Below are 23311 nucleotides of genomic sequence, written 5' to 3'. Positions count from 1 at the left end.
TGGCACAGCTAATCACTTCGATTTCAGTGGCATTCGCCGCTATGGAACAGAAATCGAACGCCTGGACTGTTGGTTTCCGCGCGGAACTGAGCCGGTGGGGGTGCGGACGAAAACTTGGACCACCAAGGAGGTAGTTCATGTATTCCTACGCAGACAGACTTCGAGCGGTTGAACTCTATATCCGGCTTGGCAAGCGGCTGAACGCGACCATTCGCCAGCTGGGTTATCCCACAAAGAATGCGCTGAGGGGATGGTACCGTGAGTATCAGCATAACCTCGACCTGCGCCCTCAGCCGGTGGCGCGGGCGCCAAAATACACCGAGGCCCAAAAACAGGCCGCCCTTGAGCACTTTCGCACCCATGATCGTTGCATCGCAGCGACGATGAGGGCACTTGGCTATCCCGGTCGAGGGACACTGACCGCATGGGTCCGTGAGGCGTTTCCGGAGGCGCGAACATCGATGGTCGGTCGATCGTGGCATCCTGGCCATTGCGAGGAGGTCCGGCAAGCAGGCGTCATCGGACTATGCAGTGGAGATGAAACTGCTCAACAGGTTGCGGACCGGCTGGGCGTCTCAAGGCCGACATTGTACAGCTGGAAAGATCAGCTACTCGGTCACGAGGCTCCCCTCATCCATGAAACGCCGCAAAGCCAACCCCAAGGTGCCTGAACGTGAAGAGCTTGAGCGACAGCTTGAAGCCCTCCAGCGTGATGTCCGCCAGTTGCAACTCGAGCATGATCTCCTGAAGAAGGCTACCGAACTCCTAAAAAAAGACCTGGGCGTCGATCTGCAAATCCTGAGTAATCGGGAGAAGACACAGCTGATTGACGCCCTGAAGGAAGCCTATCGCTTGCCAGAGCTGCTCGCCCAGCTTCGAATTGCGCGCAGTTCGTACTTCTACCATCGCTCCCGCCTATGTCTGGCAGACAAGTATGCCGCCATCCGGCACAGCCTTGCGGAAATCTTCGAAGCAAACCGTCGCTGCTACGGCTATCGCCGATTGCAGGCGTCGCTTGCCAGGCAAAGCGTGACAATCTCGGAGAAGGTTGTGCAGCGTTTGATGAAGCAGGAGCAGTTGGTTGTCGCAAGGCCCCGTCGACGGCGTTTTGGATCTTATCTGGGAGAAATCAGCCCGGCGCCCGAGAACCTGATCAATCGCGACTTCCATGCAAAAGCACCGAACGTAAAATGGCTGACGGATATCACCGAGTTCCAGATCCCAGCTGGGAAGGTGTACCTCTCGCCCATCATCGACTGCTTCGACGGCATGGTCATCAGTTGGTCGATTGGAACGCAACCTGATGCGGGTCTCGTCAATACCATGCTGGATGCCGCCATTGAGACCGTAACCAACAGGGAGGAACGGCCAATCGTTCATTCCGATCGCGGCGCTCATTATCGCTGGCCTGGCTGGCTCAACAGGATCAGCAATGCGCAGCTGGTTCGTTCGATGTCCCGAAAGGGCTGCTCGCAAGACAACGCTGCGTGCGAAGGCTTCTTCGGCCGGTTGAAAACCGAACTCTTCTATCCAGGAGACTGGAAGGCCATCACGATCGAACAGTTCGTCACCGAAGTGGATGCCTACATTCGATGGTATAACGAAAAGCGCATCAAGATATCCCTGGGATCGCTCAGCCCAGTCGAATATCGAAAGAGCCTCGGTCTGATTTTTTGAAACAGTCCAAGTTTTTGTCCGCACCCCCACCGGGCTCAGTTCCGCGCGGAAACCAACAGCGTGCACATTTGTGCCCGAACAAGTGAGACCAAAGCCAATTCAACGCCACGACGATGCGGCTTCTTGTGCCGATCAGAAACCAGATGTGGCAAATGCCCCATGTCCACGAGGCCAGCGGCCCGCTCAGGTGGATCCACCCCAGATCGACGATTGCGGCGCGCCGACCAATGGTCGCGAAATTGCCTTGGTGCCGGTAGCGAAATGGTGCCGGCGCAGAGCCACCTTGCAAGCGCGAAGCAATCACCAGCGCCGCGTGGCGCCCCATCTGCTTCGCCGCCGGCGCTGTACCGGGAACCGGCGCGCCCGATACGCTGGTCACGGTTGCCGTGTCTCCGATGACGAAGATCTCGGAACAGCCCGGTACAGTCAGGTCGGCGGCCAGTTGTACGCGGCCAACTCGGTCGGAGGCAGCACCGATCCAGCGCGCGGCGTCTGACGCCTGCACACCGGCAGCCCAGATGGCGGTTTTCGCACGGATCATGCGCCCGCGCGCCGTAACGTGTCCCGGGCCGCAGTCGGTAACGGCCGAGCCAAGCCGGACCTCGACGCCTTGTCGTTCCAGTGCGCGCTTGGCGTAGCGGCCCAGGCTCTCAGGAAATGCACCCAGTATCCGCGGTCCGGCTTCGAGCGAAATGACCCGGGCGTCGCGCGTATCGACGTTGCGGAACTCTGTCTGCATAACCCGGCGTGCCAGTTCTGCGATCGCCGCGGCCATCTCTACACCGGTCGGGCCGCCGCCGACCACCACGAACGTCATCAGCCTCTGCCGCTCGGCTGGATCCTCGGCACGCTCGGCCGCTTCGAATGCCGTGAGAATATGCGCGCGGATGCGCGTCGCGTCTTCCAGGGTCTTGAGGCCATGGGCATGTGCCGCCCATTCATCGTTGCCGAAATAGGCGTGCTGCGCGCCCGTGGCGAGCACAAGCGTATCGTAGGCAATGGTGGCGCCGTCGGTGAGCCGGACGCACCGCGCGACCGCATCGACCCCTGCCACTTCCCCAAGCAGGGTTGTGACGTCACGCCGGGTTCGGAACACTTGGCGTAGCGGCCAGGCGATGTCGGAGAGGGGCAATGTGCTTGTCGCGGCCTGATAGAGCAGCGGTTGAAACAAGTGATGATTTCTGCGGTCAATGAGCGTGATCTTCGCGCCTGAGTCCTTGAGGCTCTCCGCGCAGGCGAGACCTGCGAAGCCCCCGCCGACGATCACGAGCCGATGACCGGGCATGTTGTGTCGGTCCCTCATTCCGACGCCCTCGGAAGGGTCTCGCCGTAGCCAACTCGTATCGAGACGAGTTCTGCAGTGATCCCGCCACCATGGATCAGGAAGCTCAGAGGTATTGCAGGTGCGATCGGGCTTGCCATGATCGGATCCCAGAGCATCGTGAGCGCCGATAGCGGGATGCAATGGGCGGCGATGGCAAGCAGGCTGTATCGCCGGGGCACGGGGCCGGTCGCGCCCATCCACATCGCCACGGCTACGAGACCCATCAACGGATAGGCCTGCGCCAGCCCCGGCACTGCCATCGGGTTTTCGGCTAGCCCGCCATAGGGGCCGGAACCTGTGAAAAGTCCGACATAGGCACCCAAGGTCAGCAATGGCGTCAACGTCATCAGAAAACCCGCGTGCCAACGCAGGATACGGCGTCCATCGATACTCATTGTGCGTCCTCCGAAAGGGTCTCGATCCCGGCGCGCGCCGCAATCGCGCCCGCACGTTCAAGATGCGCGCGGACAAGGTTCGCGAAGCGGGCGGGCTCCTGTTCGGGCAGCAAGTGGCCCGCCTCCGGGACGACGACATGGGCCGCACCCGAAACCAGGCGCGCCGCCACGTCCGAGACGATGGCGTAGCAGTCTCGCGTCGCTTCGCCGCGCGCGATCGTCACCGGGCAGCGGATCCGGCCGAGATCGGCGGGCGCGAGCGGGATCGGCGGCGTCTGCGCAAAGATCGCCTCGAGCGTATGCGCGGTGTCGCAGTAGATGGCCCTGATCGCGTCGGGTTGCGCCTCGCAATGGCCGGGCTGCCGCGCCGCGGCGTCGATGGCGAGCCGCACGGCGCCCTCGCGGTCGCCGCGCCGGAACGCTTCCGCGACTGGCGCGAAGGCGGCGCCCATGTCGGTCACGACGGCCTCGCGGCGAGCCTCGTCCTCGACGAAGGTCGGGAAGCCGGGCTCGTAGAGGAACAGGCTGCGGACGAGGTCGGGACGGTCGATGGCCACGGCCAGTGCCGAATGTGCGGAAAAGGACCAGGCGACCAGGTGGACCGGGCCACGCCCGAGCGACCAGATAAGGTCGATCAGGTCGTCGCGCTGACCTGCCGTGCCAAAAGGGCGGGTCGGACGCGCATCTGCCGTCAGGGCCGGCAGGGTCACGGTGATCGCCTCGACCGCGTCCGAGAGGTCTCCGGCGACCGGGTCGAGGCTGCGCAGGTCGCCGAGGACGCCATGCGTCAACAGAACAGGCTGGCCCTCACCTTGGCTGCAGTACGGGACGAAGACGCCCTCGATCTCGAGGAAGGGGCCCTGGGGCCTCAATAACTGATCCGTGGACATGTCAGTCTCCTTTGCTTTCGGGCGACGACGAAGACCGGGTCTCGCGCGTGCCGCTCACGTCCCGCTCGAGCCAGACCATGCGGTCGAGATACCAAAGCTTGAAAATCATGCCGGTGGCGTATCCGAAGAGGGTGGGCCAGGGCTCGAGCGCAATCACGCCGAAGAGCAGCACCGCGTGGCCGAACGCCGACCCGGCGACGAGAACGCGGGGTACGGTCCGGTGCCAGGTCGGGACGTCGCCCGGCGACATGCGTAGCCACAGGCGCTCCCCGATGGTGGACTTCGAGCCCCAATTGTCGGTCGAGCGTGGCACCGGCGTCATGCGTGGATTGATCCAGATGAAGAAGACCGCTGCCGCCATCGCGGCGATCCACCATGGCCCGATCCAGACACGCGACCACGCGGCGAGGATCAGGAGAGGCAGGCCGAGCGCGATACGCGTCCAGACGCTCACGGGATGGGCATGACGCGCCCAGGCCTCGGCGTCGGCGCCCGAGATCATCGGGAAGAGCCCTTTGAGCGCCTGCTCGGAATTGGTCGGCAGTCTCATTTGCTCACCTCCGGCCGCGCCGCCGTTCCGGCGAGCAGTCCGCCGTCAAGCGCCAGGTCCGCGCCGGTCATGTAGCGGGCCTCGTCCGAGCCCAGCATGATGGCGAGTGCGGCCACCTCCGCGGGGTCCCCGAAGCGACGCAGCGGTGTGTCTGCGACGAACTCCGCCATGCGGGTGTCGCGGTCGGGGCCGTCGCCCAGCATCGGCTCCCACATCGGCGTGAGGATGGCTGCCGGAGAGATACTATTGCAGCGGATGTTCAGGTTGCGCTCGGCGCAATAGAGCGCGACGCTGCGCGTGTGGTTGAGGACCGCCGCCTTCGAGGCGGCATAGGCCGCGGCGGCGGGGATGCCGACATGGCCCGAACGCGAGGCAATATTGACGATGGAGCCGCCGCCCGGCCGCATAGCGCGGAGCGCCATCTGGCAGCCGAGGACCACGCCTTCGAGATTGGTGGCGAGCACGGCGCGCCAGTCGTCTAGCGTGACGGTCTCGACGTCGTGCGCCGCGCCATCTTCGAGGCCGGTGATCCCGGCGTTGTTCACGAGTATGTCGAGGCGCCCGTCATGGGCCAGGATGACCCGTTCGGCCGAAAGCCAGTCGTCGGGTCGTCGCACGTCCAGCGGAAACGGCCGCGCAAGACTACCAAGCTGGGCGGCAACGCGCTCGGCCGCTCCGGCATCCAGGTCAGTGACCCAGATGTGCGCTCCCTCGGCTGCAAATGCCTGAGCAATTGCAGCGCCGATGCCGCGCCCGGCGCCCGTCACGAGCGCTATCTTTCCAATCAGTCGCATATCTTGTCCTTCCTTTGTGGGGTCACCCTCGAAGCGCGAGGATCCCGGCCCCGACGAGAACGACTGCGACGGCGCCCGCGCCAATCCGCAGGACCGGGCCGCTGCCAGGACGTGTGCCGATCCGGTCCAGCATCAGCGCCACGCCGGCGAACCACGCGAAATGCAGGCTGCAGACAAGCAGGCCGAAGCCTATCCGCTCACCCGCGCTGGCTTGCCCGATACTGCTCGCCCCGAAGACGGCGGCGAAGAACAGCGGCGTCTTGGGATTCAGCGCAGATGCGAGCGCTCCGTCACTGAACGCGGAAACTGAAAGGGCGGGCGGGTCAGAGGACCGGGAGCCTGCCGTCGCCGCGAAAGCCGCGGACAGGAAGCGCCAGGCGAACCACCAGAGGACGACGGCGCCCAGAACTCTGAACACTGCCTCGGCTTCTGTCACGAGATCCGTGACCGCGCCCATGCCTGTCGCCGCGCCGAGGATGTAGATGCTCGCGCCCAGTGTGCTGCCGGCGGCGGCACTGATCCCGGCCCGGCGGCCGCCGCTCGCGGCGTTGCGCGCGACTGCGGCGAAGTCGAGCCCAGGCATCATCAGGACGGGCAGCACCAGCGCGAGGGTGGCTGGGGCCTGCAGGGTCCAGAAAGCGGTCATGGTCTCACCTCTCCCTTCAGGGCTTGTGGGTGGTCCGTGGCAGGCGCTTCCAAGAGCCGCGTGTCGCCAGCACCTCCGCCTGATCGCGGGTCACGCCGATGTCTTCGAGCAGACGATCGGGAAGGCCTGCGAGATGCCGGTAATCGCGGGCCTCGCGCGCCCGACGAAGCAAACCGTCGAGATGCCGTGTTCCCTTGCGGGGCAGCTGAGTGAAGTCGAGGGTCGGGAAGACCCTCTTCAAGGCGTGGGCTGTCATGGCTTTTCCATTCTCTCTAAAGTGTCGATTTTCAGGCTTGGGCCGCTTCGCCATAGGCCTGCCGGACAGCGGACATGACCGCTGCGGCGCCGTTGGCACGGGCGGCCAGCGCCGCGATCGCCTCATGGGCCTCACGCGTCATCTCGTCGACGATCTGCGCGGCCGGCTTGAGGGTCCGGATCTTGCCCGCGCTCTGGCCAGCGGTCAGGCAGAGCTGGTCAAGATCGCCGTCGACGTCCCGCGTCGGCAGGTAGACCGAGAAGCGCGGCAGAGGCACCTCGCCGTCCGGCGTGCGCAAGGTGCCGGCGGTCTGGCCGGCGGTCGCTGCTATCGCCTCCTCTTCGCGGCCCGCCCATTCGTCGGTGGCCGCGTTGCGTATGACGCGCATGGGCTGGAGCGGCATCTCCGGTCCGAAGAGCGTGGTGGAGAGCGTGTCGCCCACGCCAGCATTCAGCACCCGAGCCTTGTAGCCGTCGCCCGCGTCAGCCTCATGGCTTGCCAGGAACCTCGTGCCGCACCAGACTGCCTCGGCGCCGAGGGCCATTGCCGCGGCCATGCTGGCGCCGTCGGTGATGCCGCCAGCGGCGATCACCGGGATCGGCGCGATCGCTGCCTTCACCGCCGGAAGTAGGTTGAACGTGGTGGCGACCGAGCGGTTGTGACCGCCGCCCTCGAGCCCTTGGACGATGATCGCCTCGGCGCCGAGGGCTCGCGCATCGCGGGCCTCCTCGACCGAACCGACCTGCATCCAGAAGGCGGTGCCGCCCGCCTTGATGCGCGCGACCTGGTCGCGGGTCGGGTTGCCCCAGAAGACGACGCAGACGGCCACGCTTTCCTCGGCCAGCACGTCGAGATGCGCGTCGGTGATCATCGGCGCGAGGAGGTCCACGCCGAAGGGCCGGTCGGTCTTTGCCTTTACCGCGCGCACCATGGCGCGCAGCGCCTCCGCAGGGGCGACATCCGCGCCGATCATGCCGAGCCCGCCTGCGTTCGAGACGGCGGCCGCGAGGTCGGGACGGGCGACCATGGCCATGCCGGCGTTGAGGATGGGGGTCTTGAGGCCGAAGCGGCGGGTGATGGCTGTGTCGATCATGTCTGGAGTCCTTTTTCGGATCAGAGAACGAGGAAGAGTGTCTGGGACCCGACGCGGCCCCGGTGAGATGGGTCAGTTTCTGCCAATAGACTGGCGGGGTCGGATCAGACCGGCTCAGTCTCGCCCCGCATCAGGCGCCAGCCGACGATGCCGATCGCGAGGAAGCTCACGTTCCCGGCGAAATCGAGCAGCATCCACGCGGTGAACATCTCCGCCACCCAGACGAACCAGGCGTTGAAGATGAAGAAAGGGATCGACGCCAGCAGCCCGAAGCCAAGGAAGGTCGCCGCGGTGAACCGTGCAAGCAGCATCAGCGATCCGCAAAGAACGGCCTGCGCCCCGAAACAGCCCATCAGGAGGGCCGTCGTGGCGCTCAGGTGTTGATAATCGGGCTTCAGCGAAAGCGTCTCGACCATGTGCGGAGCGAGCAGGCACCAGCCGCCGAGGCCGAGAAAGACCAGTGACTGTGCGGTCTTGAGTGTCTTGGCCATGCGTCGATTGGAGAAGCGTTCGGCGGCGGAAGCAAATGATGTCGAATGCGTCATGGCGGGGTTTCGGAGTCCTTGAAGCTGGAGGCGTGGCGACGGCGTTTGCCTTGCCGGTTCGAAAGACTGGCTACACCACGACGCGCCGAATCCCCTAGGACAAGGCTCCGACAGATTCTGCCAGACCGCTCATGGATTAGGGGTTGCCGCCGTGCGCAGTGCGCTCGGGGTCTTTCCGAACGCCTTCACGAGCGCGCGGCGCAAGCTCTGTTCGTCACGCAATCCGGACCGCTCGGCCACGCGCACCAGCGGCAGCGCCGTCGTCTCGATCAGCTGCCGTGCCCGCTCGGCCCTCAGAGTCTCCACGAATTTGGCCGGCGTCGTGCCTGTCCGCTCCACGAACCGGCGCGCGAAGTTGCGCGGGCTCATCCCCGCGAGATCGGCGAGGTCGGCCACCGTGACCTGCACGTGCAGGTTCTCCGTCAGCCATTGCAGCATGCCGTCGAACCGGTCGCTGGCCTCCATCTGCATGACGAGGGCCGCCGACAGCCGGCTCTGGCTCGATCCCCGCCGCATCGGAAGCAGGCCCGCCTTGGCGATGGCGAAGGACATCGCGCGCCCGCAGTCCCGCTCCAGCACCTCGAGCGTGAACTCCACCGTGGGCATCGAGCCGGCCGTGGTGACGATGGGCCCATCCTCGACCCAAAGCGGATCGGGGTCGAACTCGACCGCGGGAAAGGCGGCTCGGAAGGCATCGGCCGCGACCGAATGGATGGTCGCCCGACGTCCTTTCAGGAGCCCGACCTGGCCGAGGATCAGCGCGGCAGAGCCCACGGCGACGATGCGGCAGCCGCTCGCAGCGATGGTGGCGATGGCGCGAGAAAAACGGGGATCGCTCGCCAGCCGTGCCTGGTTCTCCGGCGCGGCGCTGCCGAGGTAGAGCAGATCGAGCCGCGCCCCGAGCTCTGACAGCGCACGATCTGCGACGATGCGGTAACCCGACCATGTCGCAATCGGACCGGCCTCCAGTCCAATGATCTGTGTCTCGAAGGTCGGGCAGGACAGCCCCTCGGCCTCCGCGATCACAGGAGCGAGCCGGAACATGTCGACTTCCCATAGGATGTCACTGGCCGCCATGCCGTCGTAGACGAAAAAACCGATACGGCGTGTTGGTCTCTGGTCGGCGACGCCTCGCGTCGCGGCAATGTCTGTACCGCTGTCCGGTGGGGCTTCTTGCATCGCATCCTCCAAGCTCCACGATGCACGGAAACCCGCAGAAAGTCGAACGTGCGCGCAAGCGTTGGCAGAATCTGATCGGGATTGGTCATCGACCAAGGCCTCCCCTTGCTGCCAGGAAGGTCACGACGAAAGCTGACCACACGAACTACGAGAGGCAAGGATGACCCTCCGGCAAGACAGAAGCGACCCTTACCAAAGTGGTGAAATGCGCGCGGCAGAACCTGACGGTGCACCTGCGCTTCTCGTGCGCCGAGCCGAGCCACCGGACCGCACGGTGCTGCATCGGCTCCTAGTCGATTCCTGGATCCGCTTCTGGGCGCCACATCTGCCCACCGCGGCTGAGACAGAATTCCGTGCCAGGGATCCCGTGTCGCGATTCCTCGACGCGAGCCTGCAAGACCTCGAAGTGGCCGAATGGGACGGGACCATCATGGGCGTCATCTTCGTGGACGGGGATCGTCTCGAGGACCTTCATGTGGCGCACCGGTTTCAAGGGCGCGGGGTCGGTCGGTTTCTCTTGCGCCGCGCCGAGCGCCTCGGCGCCCGCCGGCTCGAGGTGCGAGCCTTCAACGATCGCGCGATCCGTTTCTATGAGTCTTCGGGATGGACGAGAGGACGAACCTACCCGACCACCGAACTGGGGTTCCCCGTCCAGTCGCACGAATACGTCGCGCCGATCGCTGATCAAGACCCGAGGCAGTGAGGCTACAAATGTCAAAGTCTGTCAGGCGTGTGGAGGCAGCCGCTGAGGCCCACGGGCTGGTCATCGCTGTGAAGCGGATGGGCGAGACCACGCGTACCGCGGAGGATGCAGCCCGAGCCTGCGGCTGCACCGTCGACCGCATCGTGAAGTCGCTGGTGTTCCGGGGCGCGCGCTCCGGCGATCTGCATCTCCTGCTCGTCTCAGGCGCCGAGCGCGTCGATGTGGCGAAGGCGGAAGTGGCAGTCGGAGAGCCGCTCGAGCGGGCCGAAGCCGACGAGGTGCGCGCCCGCACGGGTTTCGCCATCGGTGGCGTGTCGCCGCTCGGGCACCTTCAGCCGCCCGTGATCTGGATGGACGCGCGGCTTCTTGATCACGAGACGGTCTGGGCCGCTGCCGGGGCGCCGGACGCTGTATTTGAAGTGGCACCACTGACCCTCGCGACTGCGATCAATGCGAGGACGGCGACGCTTTACTGAGTCCGATTGCGCTGCCCAGGGCAGAGGTCGGTTTATGAGGCAAGCTGGGCGCGTCCGCCTGCGGAGCATCGGCCGATTACGATTGCACTTTCACGAGGACCGCTTCCCGATGCCAAGGCCGAACAGGCGAGACCTTCCATTTCTTATTCTGTCCGGATGTTCGGGCGGTGGAAAATCAACCTTGCTGGTGGAACTCGCGAGGCGTGGCCATCGCACCGTGCCCGAACCGGGACAGCGCAGCGTGGCCGAGGAAATGGCTGGCGATGGAGCAGCTTTGCCATGGATTGATATCGCCGCGTTCGCCCTCAAGGCAATAGAACTGACCGCTGCGGACCTTGAAGCTGCAGCCAGCGCCACGTGCTGGGTTGTCTTCGATCGCAGCCTCGTGGATGCCGTCTCCGCACTGAACCATTTGGGATTGAGTGAACAGACCACGGGATTGCTCGAGGCCAATCGCTATCACTCTCGCGTCTTTCTGACGCCACCTTGGCGAGATATCTTCGCCGTCACTGACGAGCGTCGCCACTCCTTCGAGGAGGCGGTCGCCGAGTATCACAGACTTATCCTCACCTATGAGGACGCGGGATATGAGTTGACCATGCTGCCGCGCGTCGATGTTGGCCAACGGGCGGACCTGATCGAAGAGTACATGGCGCAGAAAGTGTAAAGATTTCAGGTGTTGAAATTCAGAGAAGGTTGGATATCAGGCCCACCCTCTCCGCCACTTGCCCTCTGTCCGAACCGAAGACATAGGTAACAGTTTGTACCTAAGACATAGGTGACAATCTCGTGCGCGACGAGGCTTGTCGATGGTTTGGAGCGTTCTCTGTTCCAGGTCGATATATCCCAGATCATAGTGCATGAAGCTGACGAGCCAAATGCCGTCTTCCACCTCCTTTAATCCCAGTTTCTGCCCTGCCAGCACGGTCGAGATGTTGATCTTCTTTCGATAGAGGCAGGCGCGTCCGCAATTGGTGATGATGATGTCGCGATCATGGAAGGGATAATCGATTTCCGGCAGGCCGAGGTAGGGTCGCGAAGAGGCGGTATAGAGGTCGGCAGGCACTTTCATGCCGATCGCCTCATGTGGCCTTTCACCATTGAATTCGCTGAGAAATGCATCGAAGCGCACCTGTTGCTGAAACAGGTTACGTTCGGGCGGTCTCGTTGCCTCCTTCTTCAATGTCAGATGCATTCGCTCATGCCGACCGTTCTGCTGGGGATGGCCGGGTTTGATGCGCTCGATCACAATGCCAAGCCTCAACCAGAAGACCGATAGCTTCGACAGATTGTAGAGCCCGTTTGGTGAAGCGAACGGTAGCCCGTAGCATGTTGGGAATGATACGCCGTTAGAGGTTATGGCCGCCTGCGCAGCCCCATTTTGCGCAGCAGGTGGCCATAACCGGGTCTCAGGTCTCTATGGTGGTTTTGCGAACCACACCACAGAGGAGACCGGCTATGGCCAAGGTTGAGCATACTTCGGATGCCTGCGTTCTGGTAGGCATCGACATTTCCAAACACCGGCACGAGGTGCTGATTGCCGCTCCCGGAAAAACGCGCCGTCGACGCCTGACGATCACCAATACCACCGATGATTTCCAGCGGCTGATTGGGATCTTGCGGGAGTACAATATGCAAGTCCGGATCGGCTTTGAGGCAACCGGCAATTATCACCGCGTGCTGATGTATCATCTGGGCGTGGCCGGCTTCGACCTGAAGCTCGTGTCGTCGGTCGCCTTGGCCCGAACCCGGGAGGCGCTGCACAATAGCTGGGACAAGAACGACCCCAAGGATGCACAGGTCATCTTGCACATGCTGCAGATCGGGGCAGTGCAGATATTCCAAGACCCGATGGTGGCCGGCACCAATGATATTCAGGAACTGTCCAAGACCCATGATGCCGTTTCCCGGGCAAAGACCGAACTGTGGCATCGGATCCTGACCCACTACCTGCCACTTTACTTTCCCGAAGCCGAACGGTTCCACCGGAGCTCTCGCAGCGATTGGTTCTTGGCGTTTCTCGAGATGTTCCCCTCTCCGCACATGATCAGCGCGATGTCCAAGGAACAGTTCATCAAGGCTGCTTGGGATGTCGTTGGACGCAAAGTGGAGAAGACGCGCATGTTATCAGATGTTTACGAGACAGCGAAGGCATCGACTGGATTGCCTGTGTCACCAGAGTCCGACGCCATCCGCATGTTCCGCATGATGCTGGCCGAGGGGAGGAGTTTGATCCGCCAACGGAATGCCATCGAAGATCGTGCCGTCGAACTGCTCGCTGATCGGCCCGATTATCAGTTGCTATGCACCATTCCTGGCATCGGGCCGATCAATGCCCTCACCGTGCTGGCCGAAACGGGCGATCTGCGCCGGTTCCGTCACCACCGTCAGTTTCTGAAGTTCTGCGGCATGGACCTGGCCACCGTCCAGTCCGGCATGTTCCGCGGTCGAAGCAAGATCTCCAAATATGGCAATGCCCGCTTGCGCCGCACTTTATGGCTGGCAGCGCAAACGGCGGTTTTGCATAAGGCCAACGGCTTCCGCGACAAATTCGAGCGCTACATCGCCCAAGATCGCCACAACCCGGATCTGCGCCGCAAGGCTTACACCGCCATCGCGGCAAAGATGGCCCGCACCATTCACGCCGTGATCAAGTCCGGCGAATCCTATCGTCCCTTCTTTGAGGGGACGAGCCCAGGCGGAAGGACCCCTCTCTGGAGAGCCGTGGAGGCAGGTTCCCGACCTCGTAGATAATGTTCGGGCCTTCCGCTTGGGATTTTGGATCTCGTCTTAAGGACGGTGAGGGCGGCAACAAGACCGACCCTGTATTTGCTATGGAAGAGACCACATCTTGACGGCGGAGCCCGCCTGGGCAACTATTTTAAGGGTATCCGGTCGCTCGGATGCCCCGTGACCTGACGCCCTGAACCGCGTCTTGTTCCCAAGCTAGGACGTTGTCCGAGCGTATCGCCTGAGGCAGGCCATGTTCGGCAAACAGGCGGCGAAAGGCTTCGATCACGGCCTGTTCGCGTGTCGATTCGAAGGCTTCGCAAGCCAATAGATAGCGTGATGCCTGATCGGTTACGGTCAGAGGGTAACAATAACGACCATTCCCGAGCTTGAACTCGCCCTTGAAGTCGGCGCACCACAGATCGTTTGCATTGACAGCCTCAGACAGCATGGTGCCCATGGCCTTGTTTGCCCGGTTCCTCTTGCGGGCCTGGCGCACAAGGCCATGGCGGTCGAGCACCGCATGCACGGTGCTGTTGGCCGGAATACGGACGTCACCGGCGAGTTTCTTCACCAGCAGTTCACGGATTTTGCGTGCGCCCCAGTGCGGCTTCTCCTTTTTGAGGCGCACGATCATGGCCTCGACAGGATCGGGGAGTTGGTTGGCGTAGCGCACCGGACGCCGGGATCGGTCCGTCAGAGCTTCAAGCCCATCGTCCTTGTAGCGATTGAATATCTTGTAGCCGGTCTTGCGCGATATGCCGAAATCCCGGCACACCTCGCTCATTCCTTCACCCTCCAGTAATCGGGCGACAAAGCGAAGACGTTCTTCCATAACCGAAGTCTCTCTCGACGGCATCAACACCTCCCGCCAAAAGCGAAAAGTGTTACCCATGTCTCCGGTACAAAACGTCACCTATCTCTCAGGTCGGGCATTGGTCCTAATTATCGCAGTAAATTCAGGGACATGCGGACGCAACTTTTTTTGTTGTGACCCAGACTTGTGACCCAGACTTGTGACCCAATTTTTGTCCCAGGATCACCTTCCGATCAGGGTATCCATCAGACTCAGCGCTAGGTTTTGTCCCTTGTGGGTCATCGAGACCACCTTTTGACGGCGGTCCCCTTCGTAGTCGGATACCTTCACCCACCCGCATCCCTTCACGCCGTAGCGCTCGAAGTCCCCCAGGTAGCGGAGATGGCGAGAGACCGTTGTCCGTGGGAGCCCAATGCGCTCGCCAAGTTCGCCTAGGGTGAAGGGCTCAGCGTGTTTCGGGTAACCCCAGAGCATCGCTCCTAGAAGCGTATTGATAACGGAGGCGGGTATCTCTCGACGCTCCAGCATTAAGAGGCGATTTGCCTCCATGTAGGCCTTGATGGGTCGCTCCTGGTAATGCATTTGGTCTTACTCCGTTTTGGTTGAACAGAGTGAATTTAGAAACCGTGGGAAGTGGTCACAAGGTGTGGCAAGGGGTCGAAAATCAGGTGACCCAGGAGGGCTTGGTCTGAATGATTCTTGAGGCGAGTAAGGGTAGCAGTCTCAGGCCCCCGTGTAGGTATCATCGTCGCGCTGATCTGCCTGTTGTGGGTCAGCGCGTTGTTTTTCCTCATACGCTAGCAGGCCGATCAGCGATGCGGCGAATAGAGCGCCTATTCCATGCATAATATGCGGCGAATAATCTTGCATTATGCGGGGAAACTCCGGCATAATAACCGCAAGGAGTGCGGTGAATATGCCTGTGACTTATATCCATGACCTACCCGAATGGCCTGCGTTTTCCTGGGACGAAAAAGCTGTGTCGGCCCGGCTGGCGAGCGTGCGGCATCGTCAGGGACGGCTGATCGGACGCATGGAAGCTTTGGGCTTTGCCCTGCGCAGCGAGGCGGTGTTGCAGACACTCACGCAGGATGTAGTCCAGTCGAGTGACATCGAGGGGGAAGTTCTCGATGTTGAGCAGGTACGCTCCTCCATTGCCCGGCGACTTGGGATGGACATTGCCGGATTGATCCCGGCAGATCGCGATGTCGAGGGCGTCGTTGAAATGATGCTCGATGCGACGCAGCGTTTTGAGCAGCCACTCACCCGCGAGCGCCTGTTTGACTGGCACGCCTCCCTGTTTCCGACGGGGCGCTCCGGCATGGGCCGGATCAGCGTCGCGGCGTGGCGCGACGATGCGCATGGACGTATGCAGGTGGTCTCGGGCGCCTATGGGCGCGAGAAGGTTCACTATCAGGCCCCGAAAGCGGACTGCCTCGAAAAAGAGATGGCGGATTTTTTCGACTGGTTCGAATCCGGACCGAAAATGGACCTGGTGCTCAAGGCCGCCGTCGCGCATTTGTGGTTTGTCACGATCCACCCGTTTGACGATGGCAATGGCCGCATCGCGCGCGCGATTGCTGATCTGATGCTAGCACGATCCGAAGGTAGCGCGCAGCGTTTCTACAGTATGTCAGCGCAGATCAGGATTGAGCGTAAATCCTACTACGACATCCTCGAATCCACGCAGAAAGGCGTGCTGGACATCACACCTTGGCTGGCATGGTTTCTGGATTGTCTGGACCGGGCATTCGATCACGCCGAGGAAACACTTTCAAAGGTTCTGACGAAGGCGCAGTTCTGGGAAAGACACGTGGGCGAAGGGTTCAACGAGCGGCAGCGGGATATGCTCATGCGTCTCATGGACGGATTCAGCGGCAAGTTGACCTCCGGAAAATGGGCAAAGATCGAGAAATGCTCGCCTGATACCGCGTTGCGAGACATTAACGATCTGGTGCAGCGCGGGATCCTGTTCAAGGAACCAGGCGGCGGGCGCAGCACGAGTTATGCGCTGTCTGATCAAGGCGATAAATAATGACCGTGCGTACGCTCTACTTCGATGAGTCGGGTTACACCGGCTATAATCTGCTCGACTCCGCGCAACCCGTGTTCGCGATTTCAAGCGCTGACATCAGCAACGATGCGGCGGAAGCGATCCTGCGGGAGTCGTTTCCCTCTTATCGTGGCGTGGAGTTCAAGTTCTCGAACATCTGGCGCACCAACGCTCGGTCCGGATTGCTGACCTTTGCTCGGCACCTCGAACCATTCGCCGACACAGCCTTCACTTACATGATCGACAAGCGGTTTGGCGTGCTGACGAAGATCGTGGATTTTCTGATCGAACCCCTCGTCACAAATGGCGGATACGATTTCTACGCCGATGGCTTTTGCTGGAAATACTGCAATTACATCCATTACGGACTCACCGAATTCGCTCCGCCGGAACTACTCGACCGGCTGCTGACCATCTATCAGGATTTCAGCCGGAACCCTACGCCGCAAACACTTGCCGTGCTTCAGAGCCAGCTTCGCCTCATCGCACAAAGCCTGGAAGAACCGGTTCAGATATTCATCGGGCAGATGGCCGATGGCGCGGAAGCCTTCGAGCATTTCACCGACCTTGAAACCTTCAAAAGTAGCAACGAGCTGCATACGACATCCATGGTCGCTATAATCTCCCATTGGCGGCAGCGCCATTCCGAGGATTTCGCGGTCGTTCACGACGCCTCCTCCACCTTTCTGCGCCAAAGGCGCATGTGGAAGAATATCACCAGTCCAAATGTGCCGGAGCAGATACATCGTGGCGGCGACGGTTCGGAAACACCGTTTCCTCTCCGGGTCGTTTCGACGGAGGCGGCAGACTCAAAGGATCACTTTGCGATTCAATTCTGCGATGTGCTGGCGGGGCTTTGCGTGAAGCATTTCGGGTCATCAGCGAACGATCCGGACCGTGCGTTTCTCGATGAGGTTATTCAAGCCGGACTGGGTACGCTCTCTTATAACGGAATCCGGCCTTCCACGATTTTCCCGGACCAGATTCCTCCTAGGCCCCTTAGCGGCCCCGACGTGGTCGATCAGTTGGCAATGCTTATCCGGGATTCCGAGCGCAGAAGATCGTAAGACCATTTCGGCGCGCCGCTTCGCGACCGGGCTGCCGTGAACGGAGCCATCGATCCGCCGTCTCCACCATCCGGCTTCCATCCCTCGCGCATCATCACTGACAACCTTCGGCTGACCTCTTTCTCTTCTTGTTTGGGGACTGCGTCCCCTCGTTTCATTGGGGCGTGCCGCCCCCAGACCGTCAAGGCTGAACCCTGCGCTGTTGCTCCGGGTGGAAACCGCCGGGCCGTGTAGTTCGCCTCTCTTCGTTCGGCTTCCGGCCCGCACCATCCCAGCGGTTTCCGGCCTGTGACGGCCAACCCCCGCTTATTGCCGCGTGGCTAGTCGGTTGCATGCGCAACCCACTATCAACTGGAGAAAAGGCAATGAAACCTGATGTTTATGAACGTGTAACCTCTTCTATCATTTCTGCCCTTGAGGCAGGTGTCAGGCCATGGCACCGGCCTTGGAATGTCGAGCACGCAGCCGGGCGCATCACGCGGCCCTTGCGGGCGAATGGCGTGCCGTATCGCGGCGTCAATGTCCTGATGCTCTGGGGCGAATCCGTCGCGCGGGGTTATGTCGCGCCCATCTTTATGACCTTCAAGCAGGCACGGGAACTGGGCGGGCATGTGCGTAAGGGCGAGCATGGCAGTCTCGTGGTCTATGTCTCCACCCTCACGCGTACCGAAGAAGATGCATCGACTGGCGAGGAGCTGGAGCGTTCCATTCCCTTCATGAAGGGCTACACCGTCTTCAACGTCGAGCAGGTCGAGGGACTGCCCGCGCAATATTACGCGCCGCCCGCGCCCCGTGAGGATGTCATTCACCGCATCGCCCATGCCGATGCCTTTGTGAACGCAACCCACGCCGACATCCGCCACGGCGGCGGCATCACATCCTACAATGTCGGCAATGATGTTGTGCGCATGCCGCCCTTCGAGGCCTTCCGCGACCCGGAAAGCTATTACGCCACGCTCATTCACGAGCTGACGCACTGGACCCGGCACCCCTCGCGCCTCGACCGTGAATTAGGCCGCAAGCGTTGGGGCGACGAAGGTTATGCGATGGAGGAACTGGTCGCTGAACTTGGCGCGGCCTTCGTGTTGGCGGAATTGGACATCGCGCCGATGCCGCGCGGCGAGCATGCCAGCTACATCGCCTCATGGCTGAAAGTGCTGAAAGAGGACAAGCGCGCGATCTTCTCGGCGGCGGCGCATGCACAGCGCGCAGCGGATTTCCTCGCGGGTCTTCAACCCCAAGCGCAAGACCAAACACAAGCGGAGGCCGCATGAACCCGCTGCAAACCTTCCGTGCCGAATGGAAGGGCATTGGCCTCACCATCACATGGCGTGACGGCCTCACCGATGGTGACCTCCCATCGGCCAGATGGACGTGACGTCCGATAACCGCGTGCCGCTCCCCGTCAGCGAAACCGGCTATAAATCCGGTGTCGCGGCCTGCGCCGATGTCGACGAAATGGGCGGGGCGGTCCCCTTCGCGCTCGACTGGCTCGACTACGCCGCCGAAAGCCGCGAGTGGAAAGCCTATCTCGAACGGATGCGGCAGCTTACGCTGTTCTAAACCATCGCAACGCGGGCGGCATGTTGCCGCCCGCAGGATGGTTGCGGCATGGGCATGGTCCATGCTTGCTTTTCGCCTCCCGCATCAGCCGCGCGATCTCGCGCAAAAGGGCCTTCTCCGGTTGATTTCACGGCTATGCCCACCGCGTTTCTAGAAAATCGCATCCATGAAACGCCAAAAGCCGGAATCGTGGAACAGCTGGCGTTTCAGTTCCATCGCACCTCCATACCCGCGCCGCATTTCCTCAGCGGTTTGTTGCGCGGAAAAGCTTTCAACCACGAACCAGATCTCGACCGCGAAAAAGAACCCGGCAACCGCCAGAGCGCCGATGATTGCCACTGGAACAGCGGTTTCATCAAAAATCGCGGACAGGATGACGAAGACCAGCCCCGCGATGAATGGCCAAAGGAGATTCACCAACGGATAGAAGTTTGGCTTCACGCCGCAATGGCTGATATCAGTCATTCCAAGCGTGATGCCCAAGTGAATAAACGTGAACACAATCAGGCCGACCACGCCAACTGTCCCGGCTAGGCCAGCGAGTACGCCAAACGCTGCATTCCTGTCCATCGAAGCGACCTCCTGAATCAAAAGAGCCCCGGCGATGATTGCACGAGGGCCCTTTTTTGCTTTCGGCGCTCAATGAAATGGCAAGACAGACTTGCCTATACTGTCGCGAATAGCGAAATTCTGCGCCTTCTCGGTTGATAATACCTGAAGGAGTTGCTATCAATTCTAGGGTTCAGACTCATTCATAGCCAGAAGGCGATGAGGGTAGCGAGGGCGACTGCGGAGAGAAAGTTTCTGGCGAGCTTGTCGTAACGCGTGGCGACGCGTCGGAAGTCTTTCAGGCGGCAGAAGGCATTCTCGATGAGGTGGCGGCTCTTGTAGCGCTTGGCGTCGTATCGGATCGAGCGCTTGCGATTTGAACGGCCAGGTATCACGGGGACAATTGCGGATTGGCGCAGCCGTTTTCGCAAACTGTTGGCATCGTATCCCTTGTCGGCAAGGAGATATCGCGCACCCTTCAGACCAGCCAGCAAGTGATAGCGTCCGTCAAGCTGGTGTAATTTCGGATGTGGGACCGGGCCGTCATGATCAGGCGGCTTTCGGTGTAATCTGAAGGGGTTTTTCCTCCTCGACTGTTGATGTGTTCAGCTCTGCCATGCCCTCGATCTGCATGTAGCGGTGCTGGAGTTGCCATTCGTCGTTGGCTTCGAGAAGCACGGCTCCGATGAGCCGGACAATGCTGTCCTCGTTGGGAAAGATGCCAACGACATCAGCGCGGCGCTTCACTTCCTTGTTCAAGCGCTCCAGTGGGTTCGTGCTGTGGAGCTTGGTGCGATGCTGGGACGGGAACGCCATATAGGCGAGGACGTCAGCCTCTGCATCGTCCATGAAGGCTCCCAATTTCGGCCATCTCGCGCGGAGCTAGTCGGCCACATGCCCCCATGTCTGAACGGCTCCGTCATGGTCAGGCTGGATGAAGGCTTGGCGGATAGCAGCTGCCACCATGGTGTGCTGCCCCTTGGGCACATAGCCGCGTTCTTCCAGCGCCGCCCGAAAGGCGGGCATCGAATCCGATTGCTTCCATTCTGTCCGGAAGATTTGCTTGACCTCACGCGGGTCGAGACCAATGCGACCCGCCTGCTGCCATTCGGCCATGGTGAAGTTGAGCGGGTTCTTCCAGCCATTCTCCTTATGGCCGTCCAGCAGTTCCCAACCATGTTCGAGGTAGAGTTCCTTGGACAGCGCCGCGAGGCGCTGCTTGAAGAAAGGCAGATTGATGGCCTTCATGCTGTCCGCATCAATGCGCGACCACACGACATGAATATGCCGTCTGCCCTTCTTCTCATGCACCACGACCGCGCGCGGTTGGCCGGACAGGCCAAGCTTTTGTTCAGCTTGTTCCGCCGCCTGCATCATGTTCCCTACTGTGGCATCCTGCCCCTTGGGCGGATTCAGGCTGAGTGAGAAGATGAATTGCTGGCACTGCGTTACTTTGGAAATCGCATGCGCTTCCGCGAGCGCGCCTGGCAGTTTGTCCGCCACGAAACCGCGCAGCTCATGCACGGTGACGTGCTCGTTCTCCACCGCATTCATCAGATGGCGGGCGAGGTTCCCCGCGCCGCCGCGTTGTGAGCCAACGAGGATCACTGTTTGACCCTCCCGGCAACATCGTTGAACACATCGGACGGATCGGGATTCGTCTCCTTCCCAAGCGCCTGCATCAGCAGATTGCGGATGATGGTCACGTCCTCACAGGCAAGCCTAAGTTGCCCCAGCGTCTCCTCATCGCAATAGAACGCCCCGCGTTCGGCCAGATAGGTGAGCCGCGTCAAGCTGGGCCCGCGCCCATAGGTGCCGAGTCGAGCCAGAATCTGCGCGAGCAGCTTCCGGTCCGCGCCGGTCCGGCGTCGGGTATGGGGGCGGTTGTCCCCAAACAGAACTCGTTTGATGTAGGTTGAGACCGGCAGACCGTCCGCCAGACCGGTTAGCGCTTCAAGTTCGGATTCCGAAAAGCGGATCGACACCGGGGCGCGGCGACGCGGCCCGGTGTTGCAGGAAGACCGGGTCATGGGCGCGGTCCCCCGAAATCGACTTTTGCGTGCTTAAGCTGGTGGTTCCAGTCGGCGAGAACGTCGAACAGAGAGTTTAAAGTTTCTCCGTCCGTCTCCGCCATCAGGCAAAAACCTAGGTAGCCAGTCCTTCTCCATTAAATTTAGATCTCGTTTGCAGTCGAATATCTTTGCTTGTCCTAGGTAGGGCCACAACCGGGGCACTGCTCGGTGAATTCTGGTGCGCCAGCTAATCCGCTTTGGTTGTTTCCTGCATGTAAGCCAAACTCATTTCTTTTAACGTCTGGGCGCGACGTGTTAAAAGAACGCATATTTTTTAACGTATCGAGTCGCACATGTTAAAGCCGTCCTATCAGCTGCCTGATCTGACATCCCTGGATGGTCTGGAAACCATAAAAATCTTCAAAGCGCTTGCTGCAGCCAACCGGTCGCTAGCCGAACTGAAGGGTCGCGCAGCGGCCATACCCAATCAAGGCATTTTAATCGATACGCTTGCACTGCAAGAAGCAAAGGCGAGCTCGGAGATCGAAAACATCGTCACCACGCAGGACGAGCTGTTTCAAGCCGAGCTATTTCCAGAGGGGCCAGAATCCCCTGCTGCAAAAGAAGTCGCGCTCTATCGTGACGCCTTGAAGTTTGGCTTCGACAAGCTCCGGCAGACCGACGGGCTGATTACAAATCCAACGATTGTCGGCATGTTTCAGCTCCTCAAGCGGCGCACAGATGGATTCCGCCAAACGCCAGGCACAGCGCTTAGAAATGACCGCTCGGGCGAGATCGTCTATGTGCCACCTCAAGATCTGCACGCGATAAATGCAGCAATGAATGCGCTTGAGCGCTTCATCAACGATGACCAGCACTCAACACTCGACCCGCTTATCAAGATGGCCTTGATCCATCATCAATTCGAAAGCATTCATCCGTTCCCCGATGGCAATGGGCGAATAGGGCGAATTCTCAATGTGCTTTACCTTACGCGCGTCGAGTTGCTTGAAATACCCATCCTTTACCTCAGTAGAGCGATTAACAGCTCGAAGGGCGAATATTACCGGCTCTTGCAGCATGTTCGTGATACAGGCGAATGGGAAGATTGGCTCGTCTACATGCTCACAGCGGTAGATGAAACCGCCAGGACAACACTTGATCTGGTGGAAAACATTCGCGGACAAATGGCATCTGCCAAGAACAGGATCCGCAGCGAGCTACCCAAGATCTATTCACAAGACCTGCTCAACAATCTGTTTCGACACCCATATACCCGGATCGATTTCGTCCAGAACGAGCTTGGTATTACACGCCAGACTGCCGCGAAATATCTCGATACCCTTGCTGAACATGGATTTCTGACCAAGCAGCAGAGTGGCAGAAGCAATTACTACATCAACGCTCCGCTCGTTGCGCTATTCCTTAAGGTCTCTGAATAGTTGGAGCGTGCCGGGATAACCCTTGGCTCCCCTCCGGGGGCGTCCTACGCGTGACCTTCAACATCGATTGGAGCTCACATGGCAACGATCCGGAAGCTCAGAGCACGCTGGCAAAAGCAGTTGCGTCGGCGGGGCATGAAACCTCGGTGCAAGTCCTTTGACCCCAAGCAGGAAGCCGACAAATGGGCGCGCGATCTGGAAGCCCAGGTCGATCGCTTCGGCGCTGCCCCGGATAGGAAGATCCTCGAAAGCACCACGTTCAGACAGCTCCTCGAGCGCTACCAGAGCGAGATCTCGGCCACCAAGCGCGGTTCCGTTCAAGAGATCCAGCGGATCAAGGTACTACGCCGAAATGATCTCGCCTACCGGACCTTGATCGGACTGAGCCAGGACAAAGCTCGTGCTGCAGCCAACCGGTCGCCAGCCGAATCAAAGGCCCCTTCCCCGGTTACTGGTGGCTGCAAGGCAGTGTCGTCGGCCACACCTGACGGAGCGAAGAGGCAAAGCTTGGCGACCTCACCGTGCCGGTCACGGCGACGGGTTCAAACCC

The 23311-nt window shown here is 60.9% G+C and carries 23 protein-coding genes and 6 pseudogenes; 11 read left to right on the top strand and 18 right to left on the bottom strand.

Features of this window, described 5'->3' with window-relative positions; all coding sequences use genetic code 11:
* The first annotated feature begins 137 nt into the window (after positions 1 to 137).
* A protein-coding gene (locus FE840_RS19400) for an IS3 family transposase (protein WP_179028226.1) occupies positions 138 to 1677 on the top strand; the annotation gives its coding sequence in 2 pieces (ribosomal slippage) (positions 138 to 623 and positions 625 to 1677; 1539 coding nt in all).
* Here FE840_RS19400 and FE840_RS19395 read toward each other — a convergent pair.
* From FE840_RS19395 to FE840_RS19350, 10 genes are all read right to left on the bottom strand, one after another.
* Positions 1634 to 2962, bottom strand: coding sequence for an NAD(P)/FAD-dependent oxidoreductase (locus FE840_RS19395; RefSeq protein ID WP_425502224.1), 1329 nt, complete (start codon positions 2960 to 2962; stop codon positions 1634 to 1636). The two genes, FE840_RS19400 and FE840_RS19395, sit on opposite strands and share 44 nt — an antisense overlap.
* 14 nt (positions 2963 to 2976) lie before the next feature.
* Complete coding sequence (locus FE840_RS19390; RefSeq protein WP_138289791.1) at positions 2977 to 3396, bottom strand: hypothetical protein; 420 nt, start codon at positions 3394 to 3396, stop codon at positions 2977 to 2979.
* On the bottom strand, positions 3393 to 4286 hold the full coding sequence (locus tag FE840_RS19385; protein WP_138289789.1) for an alpha/beta fold hydrolase: 894 nt from the start codon (positions 4284 to 4286) through the stop codon (positions 3393 to 3395). The genes FE840_RS19390 and FE840_RS19385 overlap by 4 nt, the downstream gene beginning before the upstream one ends.
* A gap of 1 nt (position 4287) precedes the next feature.
* Positions 4288 to 4836 (bottom strand): DUF6653 family protein, encoded by a 549-nt coding sequence (locus tag FE840_RS19380; protein ID WP_246318949.1) that lies wholly within the window; start codon positions 4834 to 4836, stop codon positions 4288 to 4290.
* A complete protein-coding gene (locus FE840_RS19375) occupies positions 4833 to 5630 on the bottom strand; it encodes an SDR family oxidoreductase (protein WP_138289787.1) in 798 nt (265 codons plus the stop codon). The genes FE840_RS19380 and FE840_RS19375 overlap by 4 nt, the downstream gene beginning before the upstream one ends.
* Before the next feature lie 22 nt (positions 5631 to 5652).
* Positions 5653 to 6276 carry a LysE family translocator gene (locus FE840_RS19370; protein ID WP_138289785.1) on the bottom strand — a complete coding sequence of 208 codons (624 nt, stop codon included), beginning with the start codon at positions 6274 to 6276 and terminating at the stop codon, positions 5653 to 5655.
* Positions 6277 to 6292: 16 nt separating this feature from the next.
* Positions 6293 to 6532, bottom strand: a complete 240-nt coding sequence (locus tag FE840_RS19365; RefSeq protein ID WP_171033832.1) for a DUF1127 domain-containing protein — start codon at positions 6530 to 6532, stop codon at positions 6293 to 6295.
* 31 nt (positions 6533 to 6563) lie between these two features.
* Entirely contained in the window at positions 6564 to 7625 is a 1062-nt protein-coding gene (locus FE840_RS19360; RefSeq protein WP_138289781.1) for an NAD(P)H-dependent flavin oxidoreductase, read from the bottom strand.
* 104 nt (positions 7626 to 7729) lie between these two features.
* The gene (locus FE840_RS19355) at positions 7730 to 8170 is read right to left on the bottom strand and encodes a hypothetical protein (RefSeq protein WP_138289780.1); all 441 of its coding nucleotides are present in this window, start codon (positions 8168 to 8170) and stop codon (positions 7730 to 7732) included.
* A gap of 129 nt (positions 8171 to 8299) precedes the next feature.
* A complete protein-coding gene (locus tag FE840_RS19350) occupies positions 8300 to 9349 on the bottom strand; it encodes a GlxA family transcriptional regulator (protein WP_138289778.1) in 1050 nt (349 codons plus the stop codon).
* Positions 9350 to 9554: 205 nt separating this feature from the next.
* On the opposite strand from FE840_RS19350, the gene FE840_RS19345 reads away from it, so the two are divergent.
* The 3 genes from FE840_RS19345 (at position 9555) to FE840_RS19335 (ending at position 11195) form a co-directional block, all read left to right on the top strand.
* Entirely contained in the window at positions 9555 to 10052 is a 498-nt protein-coding gene (locus tag FE840_RS19345) for a GNAT family N-acetyltransferase (protein ID WP_171033831.1), read from the top strand.
* 8 nt (positions 10053 to 10060) lie between these two features.
* Positions 10061 to 10528: a YbaK/EbsC family protein gene (locus FE840_RS19340; protein WP_138289774.1), complete on the top strand. Its 468-nt coding sequence runs from the start codon at positions 10061 to 10063 to the stop codon at positions 10526 to 10528.
* Positions 10529 to 10637: 109 nt separating this feature from the next.
* Positions 10638 to 11195 (top strand): AAA family ATPase, encoded by a 558-nt coding sequence (locus tag FE840_RS19335; RefSeq protein ID WP_138289773.1) that lies wholly within the window; start codon positions 10638 to 10640, stop codon positions 11193 to 11195.
* 100 nt (positions 11196 to 11295) lie between these two features.
* On the opposite strand, the pseudogene FE840_RS19330 reads toward FE840_RS19335, so the two are convergent.
* A pseudogene (locus tag FE840_RS19330) lies at positions 11296 to 11852 on the bottom strand (integrase core domain-containing protein); the annotation flags it as partial.
* 134 nt (positions 11853 to 11986) lie between these two features.
* On the opposite strand from FE840_RS19330, the gene FE840_RS19325 reads away from it, so the two are divergent.
* Positions 11987 to 13282 (top strand): IS110 family RNA-guided transposase, encoded by a 1296-nt coding sequence (locus tag FE840_RS19325; protein WP_179028225.1) that lies wholly within the window; start codon positions 11987 to 11989, stop codon positions 13280 to 13282.
* Positions 13283 to 13475: 193 nt separating this feature from the next.
* On the opposite strand, the pseudogene FE840_RS19320 reads toward FE840_RS19325, so the two are convergent.
* Positions 13476 to 14117: pseudogene (locus FE840_RS19320) on the bottom strand (helix-turn-helix domain-containing protein); the annotation flags it as partial.
* 180 nt (positions 14118 to 14297) lie between these two features.
* Entirely contained in the window at positions 14298 to 14657 is a 360-nt protein-coding gene (locus FE840_RS19315) for a helix-turn-helix domain-containing protein (RefSeq protein ID WP_138289272.1), read from the bottom strand.
* Positions 14658 to 14991: 334 nt separating this feature from the next.
* Here FE840_RS19315 and FE840_RS19310 point away from each other — a divergent pair, with 334 nt between their 5' ends.
* The 4 genes from FE840_RS19310 (at position 14992) to FE840_RS19295 (ending at position 18758) form a co-directional block, all read left to right on the top strand.
* Positions 14992 to 16110 carry a Fic family protein gene (locus FE840_RS19310; protein WP_138289270.1) on the top strand — a complete coding sequence of 373 codons (1119 nt, stop codon included), beginning with the start codon at positions 14992 to 14994 and terminating at the stop codon, positions 16108 to 16110.
* Positions 16110 to 17195 carry a DUF3800 domain-containing protein gene (locus tag FE840_RS19305; protein ID WP_138289268.1) on the top strand — a complete coding sequence of 362 codons (1086 nt, stop codon included), beginning with the start codon at positions 16110 to 16112 and terminating at the stop codon, positions 17193 to 17195. Before FE840_RS19310 ends, FE840_RS19305 begins: the two co-directional genes overlap by 1 nt.
* A gap of 365 nt (positions 17196 to 17560) precedes the next feature.
* Positions 17561 to 18469, top strand: coding sequence for an ArdC family protein (locus FE840_RS19300; RefSeq protein ID WP_138289266.1), 909 nt, complete (start codon positions 17561 to 17563; stop codon positions 18467 to 18469).
* Between the two features lie 100 nt (positions 18470 to 18569).
* Positions 18570 to 18758 (top strand): hypothetical protein, encoded by a 189-nt coding sequence (locus tag FE840_RS19295; RefSeq protein ID WP_179028224.1) that lies wholly within the window; start codon positions 18570 to 18572, stop codon positions 18756 to 18758.
* Between the two features lie 150 nt (positions 18759 to 18908).
* Here the strand turns inward: FE840_RS19295 and FE840_RS19290 are convergent, their stop codons facing one another.
* The 5 genes and pseudogenes from FE840_RS19290 to FE840_RS19270 all read right to left on the bottom strand — a co-directional run bounded on the left by FE840_RS19290 (position 18909) and on the right by FE840_RS19270 (position 21337).
* Positions 18909 to 19328: a hypothetical protein gene (locus FE840_RS19290; protein ID WP_138289263.1), complete on the bottom strand. Its 420-nt coding sequence runs from the start codon at positions 19326 to 19328 to the stop codon at positions 18909 to 18911.
* 182 nt (positions 19329 to 19510) lie between these two features.
* Positions 19511 to 19804, bottom strand: a pseudogene (locus FE840_RS19285) (transposase); the annotation flags it as partial.
* Positions 19805 to 19856: 52 nt separating this feature from the next.
* A pseudogene (locus tag FE840_RS19280) lies at positions 19857 to 20297 on the bottom strand (transposase); the annotation flags it as partial.
* Positions 20298 to 20489: 192 nt separating this feature from the next.
* Positions 20490 to 20861 (bottom strand): annotated as a pseudogene (locus FE840_RS21010) (relaxase/mobilization nuclease domain-containing protein); the annotation flags it as partial.
* 50 nt (positions 20862 to 20911) lie between these two features.
* Positions 20912 to 21337, bottom strand: a complete 426-nt coding sequence (locus FE840_RS19270) for a hypothetical protein (RefSeq protein ID WP_138289260.1) — start codon at positions 21335 to 21337, stop codon at positions 20912 to 20914.
* A 335-nt stretch (positions 21338 to 21672) separates the two neighbouring features.
* Between FE840_RS19270 and FE840_RS19265 the strand changes: the two genes are divergently transcribed.
* Positions 21673 to 22761, top strand: a complete 1089-nt coding sequence (locus FE840_RS19265) for a Fic family protein (RefSeq protein WP_138289259.1) — start codon at positions 21673 to 21675, stop codon at positions 22759 to 22761.
* A 78-nt stretch (positions 22762 to 22839) separates the two neighbouring features.
* Positions 22840 to 23151 (top strand): annotated as a pseudogene (locus FE840_RS21005) (site-specific integrase); the annotation flags it as partial.
* Between the last annotated feature and the right edge of the window lie 160 nt (positions 23152 to 23311).

This window comes from Peteryoungia desertarenae, from assembly GCF_005860795.2.
Classification (GTDB): domain Bacteria; phylum Pseudomonadota; class Alphaproteobacteria; order Rhizobiales; family Rhizobiaceae; genus Allorhizobium; species Allorhizobium desertarenae.
This window is presented reverse-complemented; position numbering and strand designations above follow the sequence as displayed.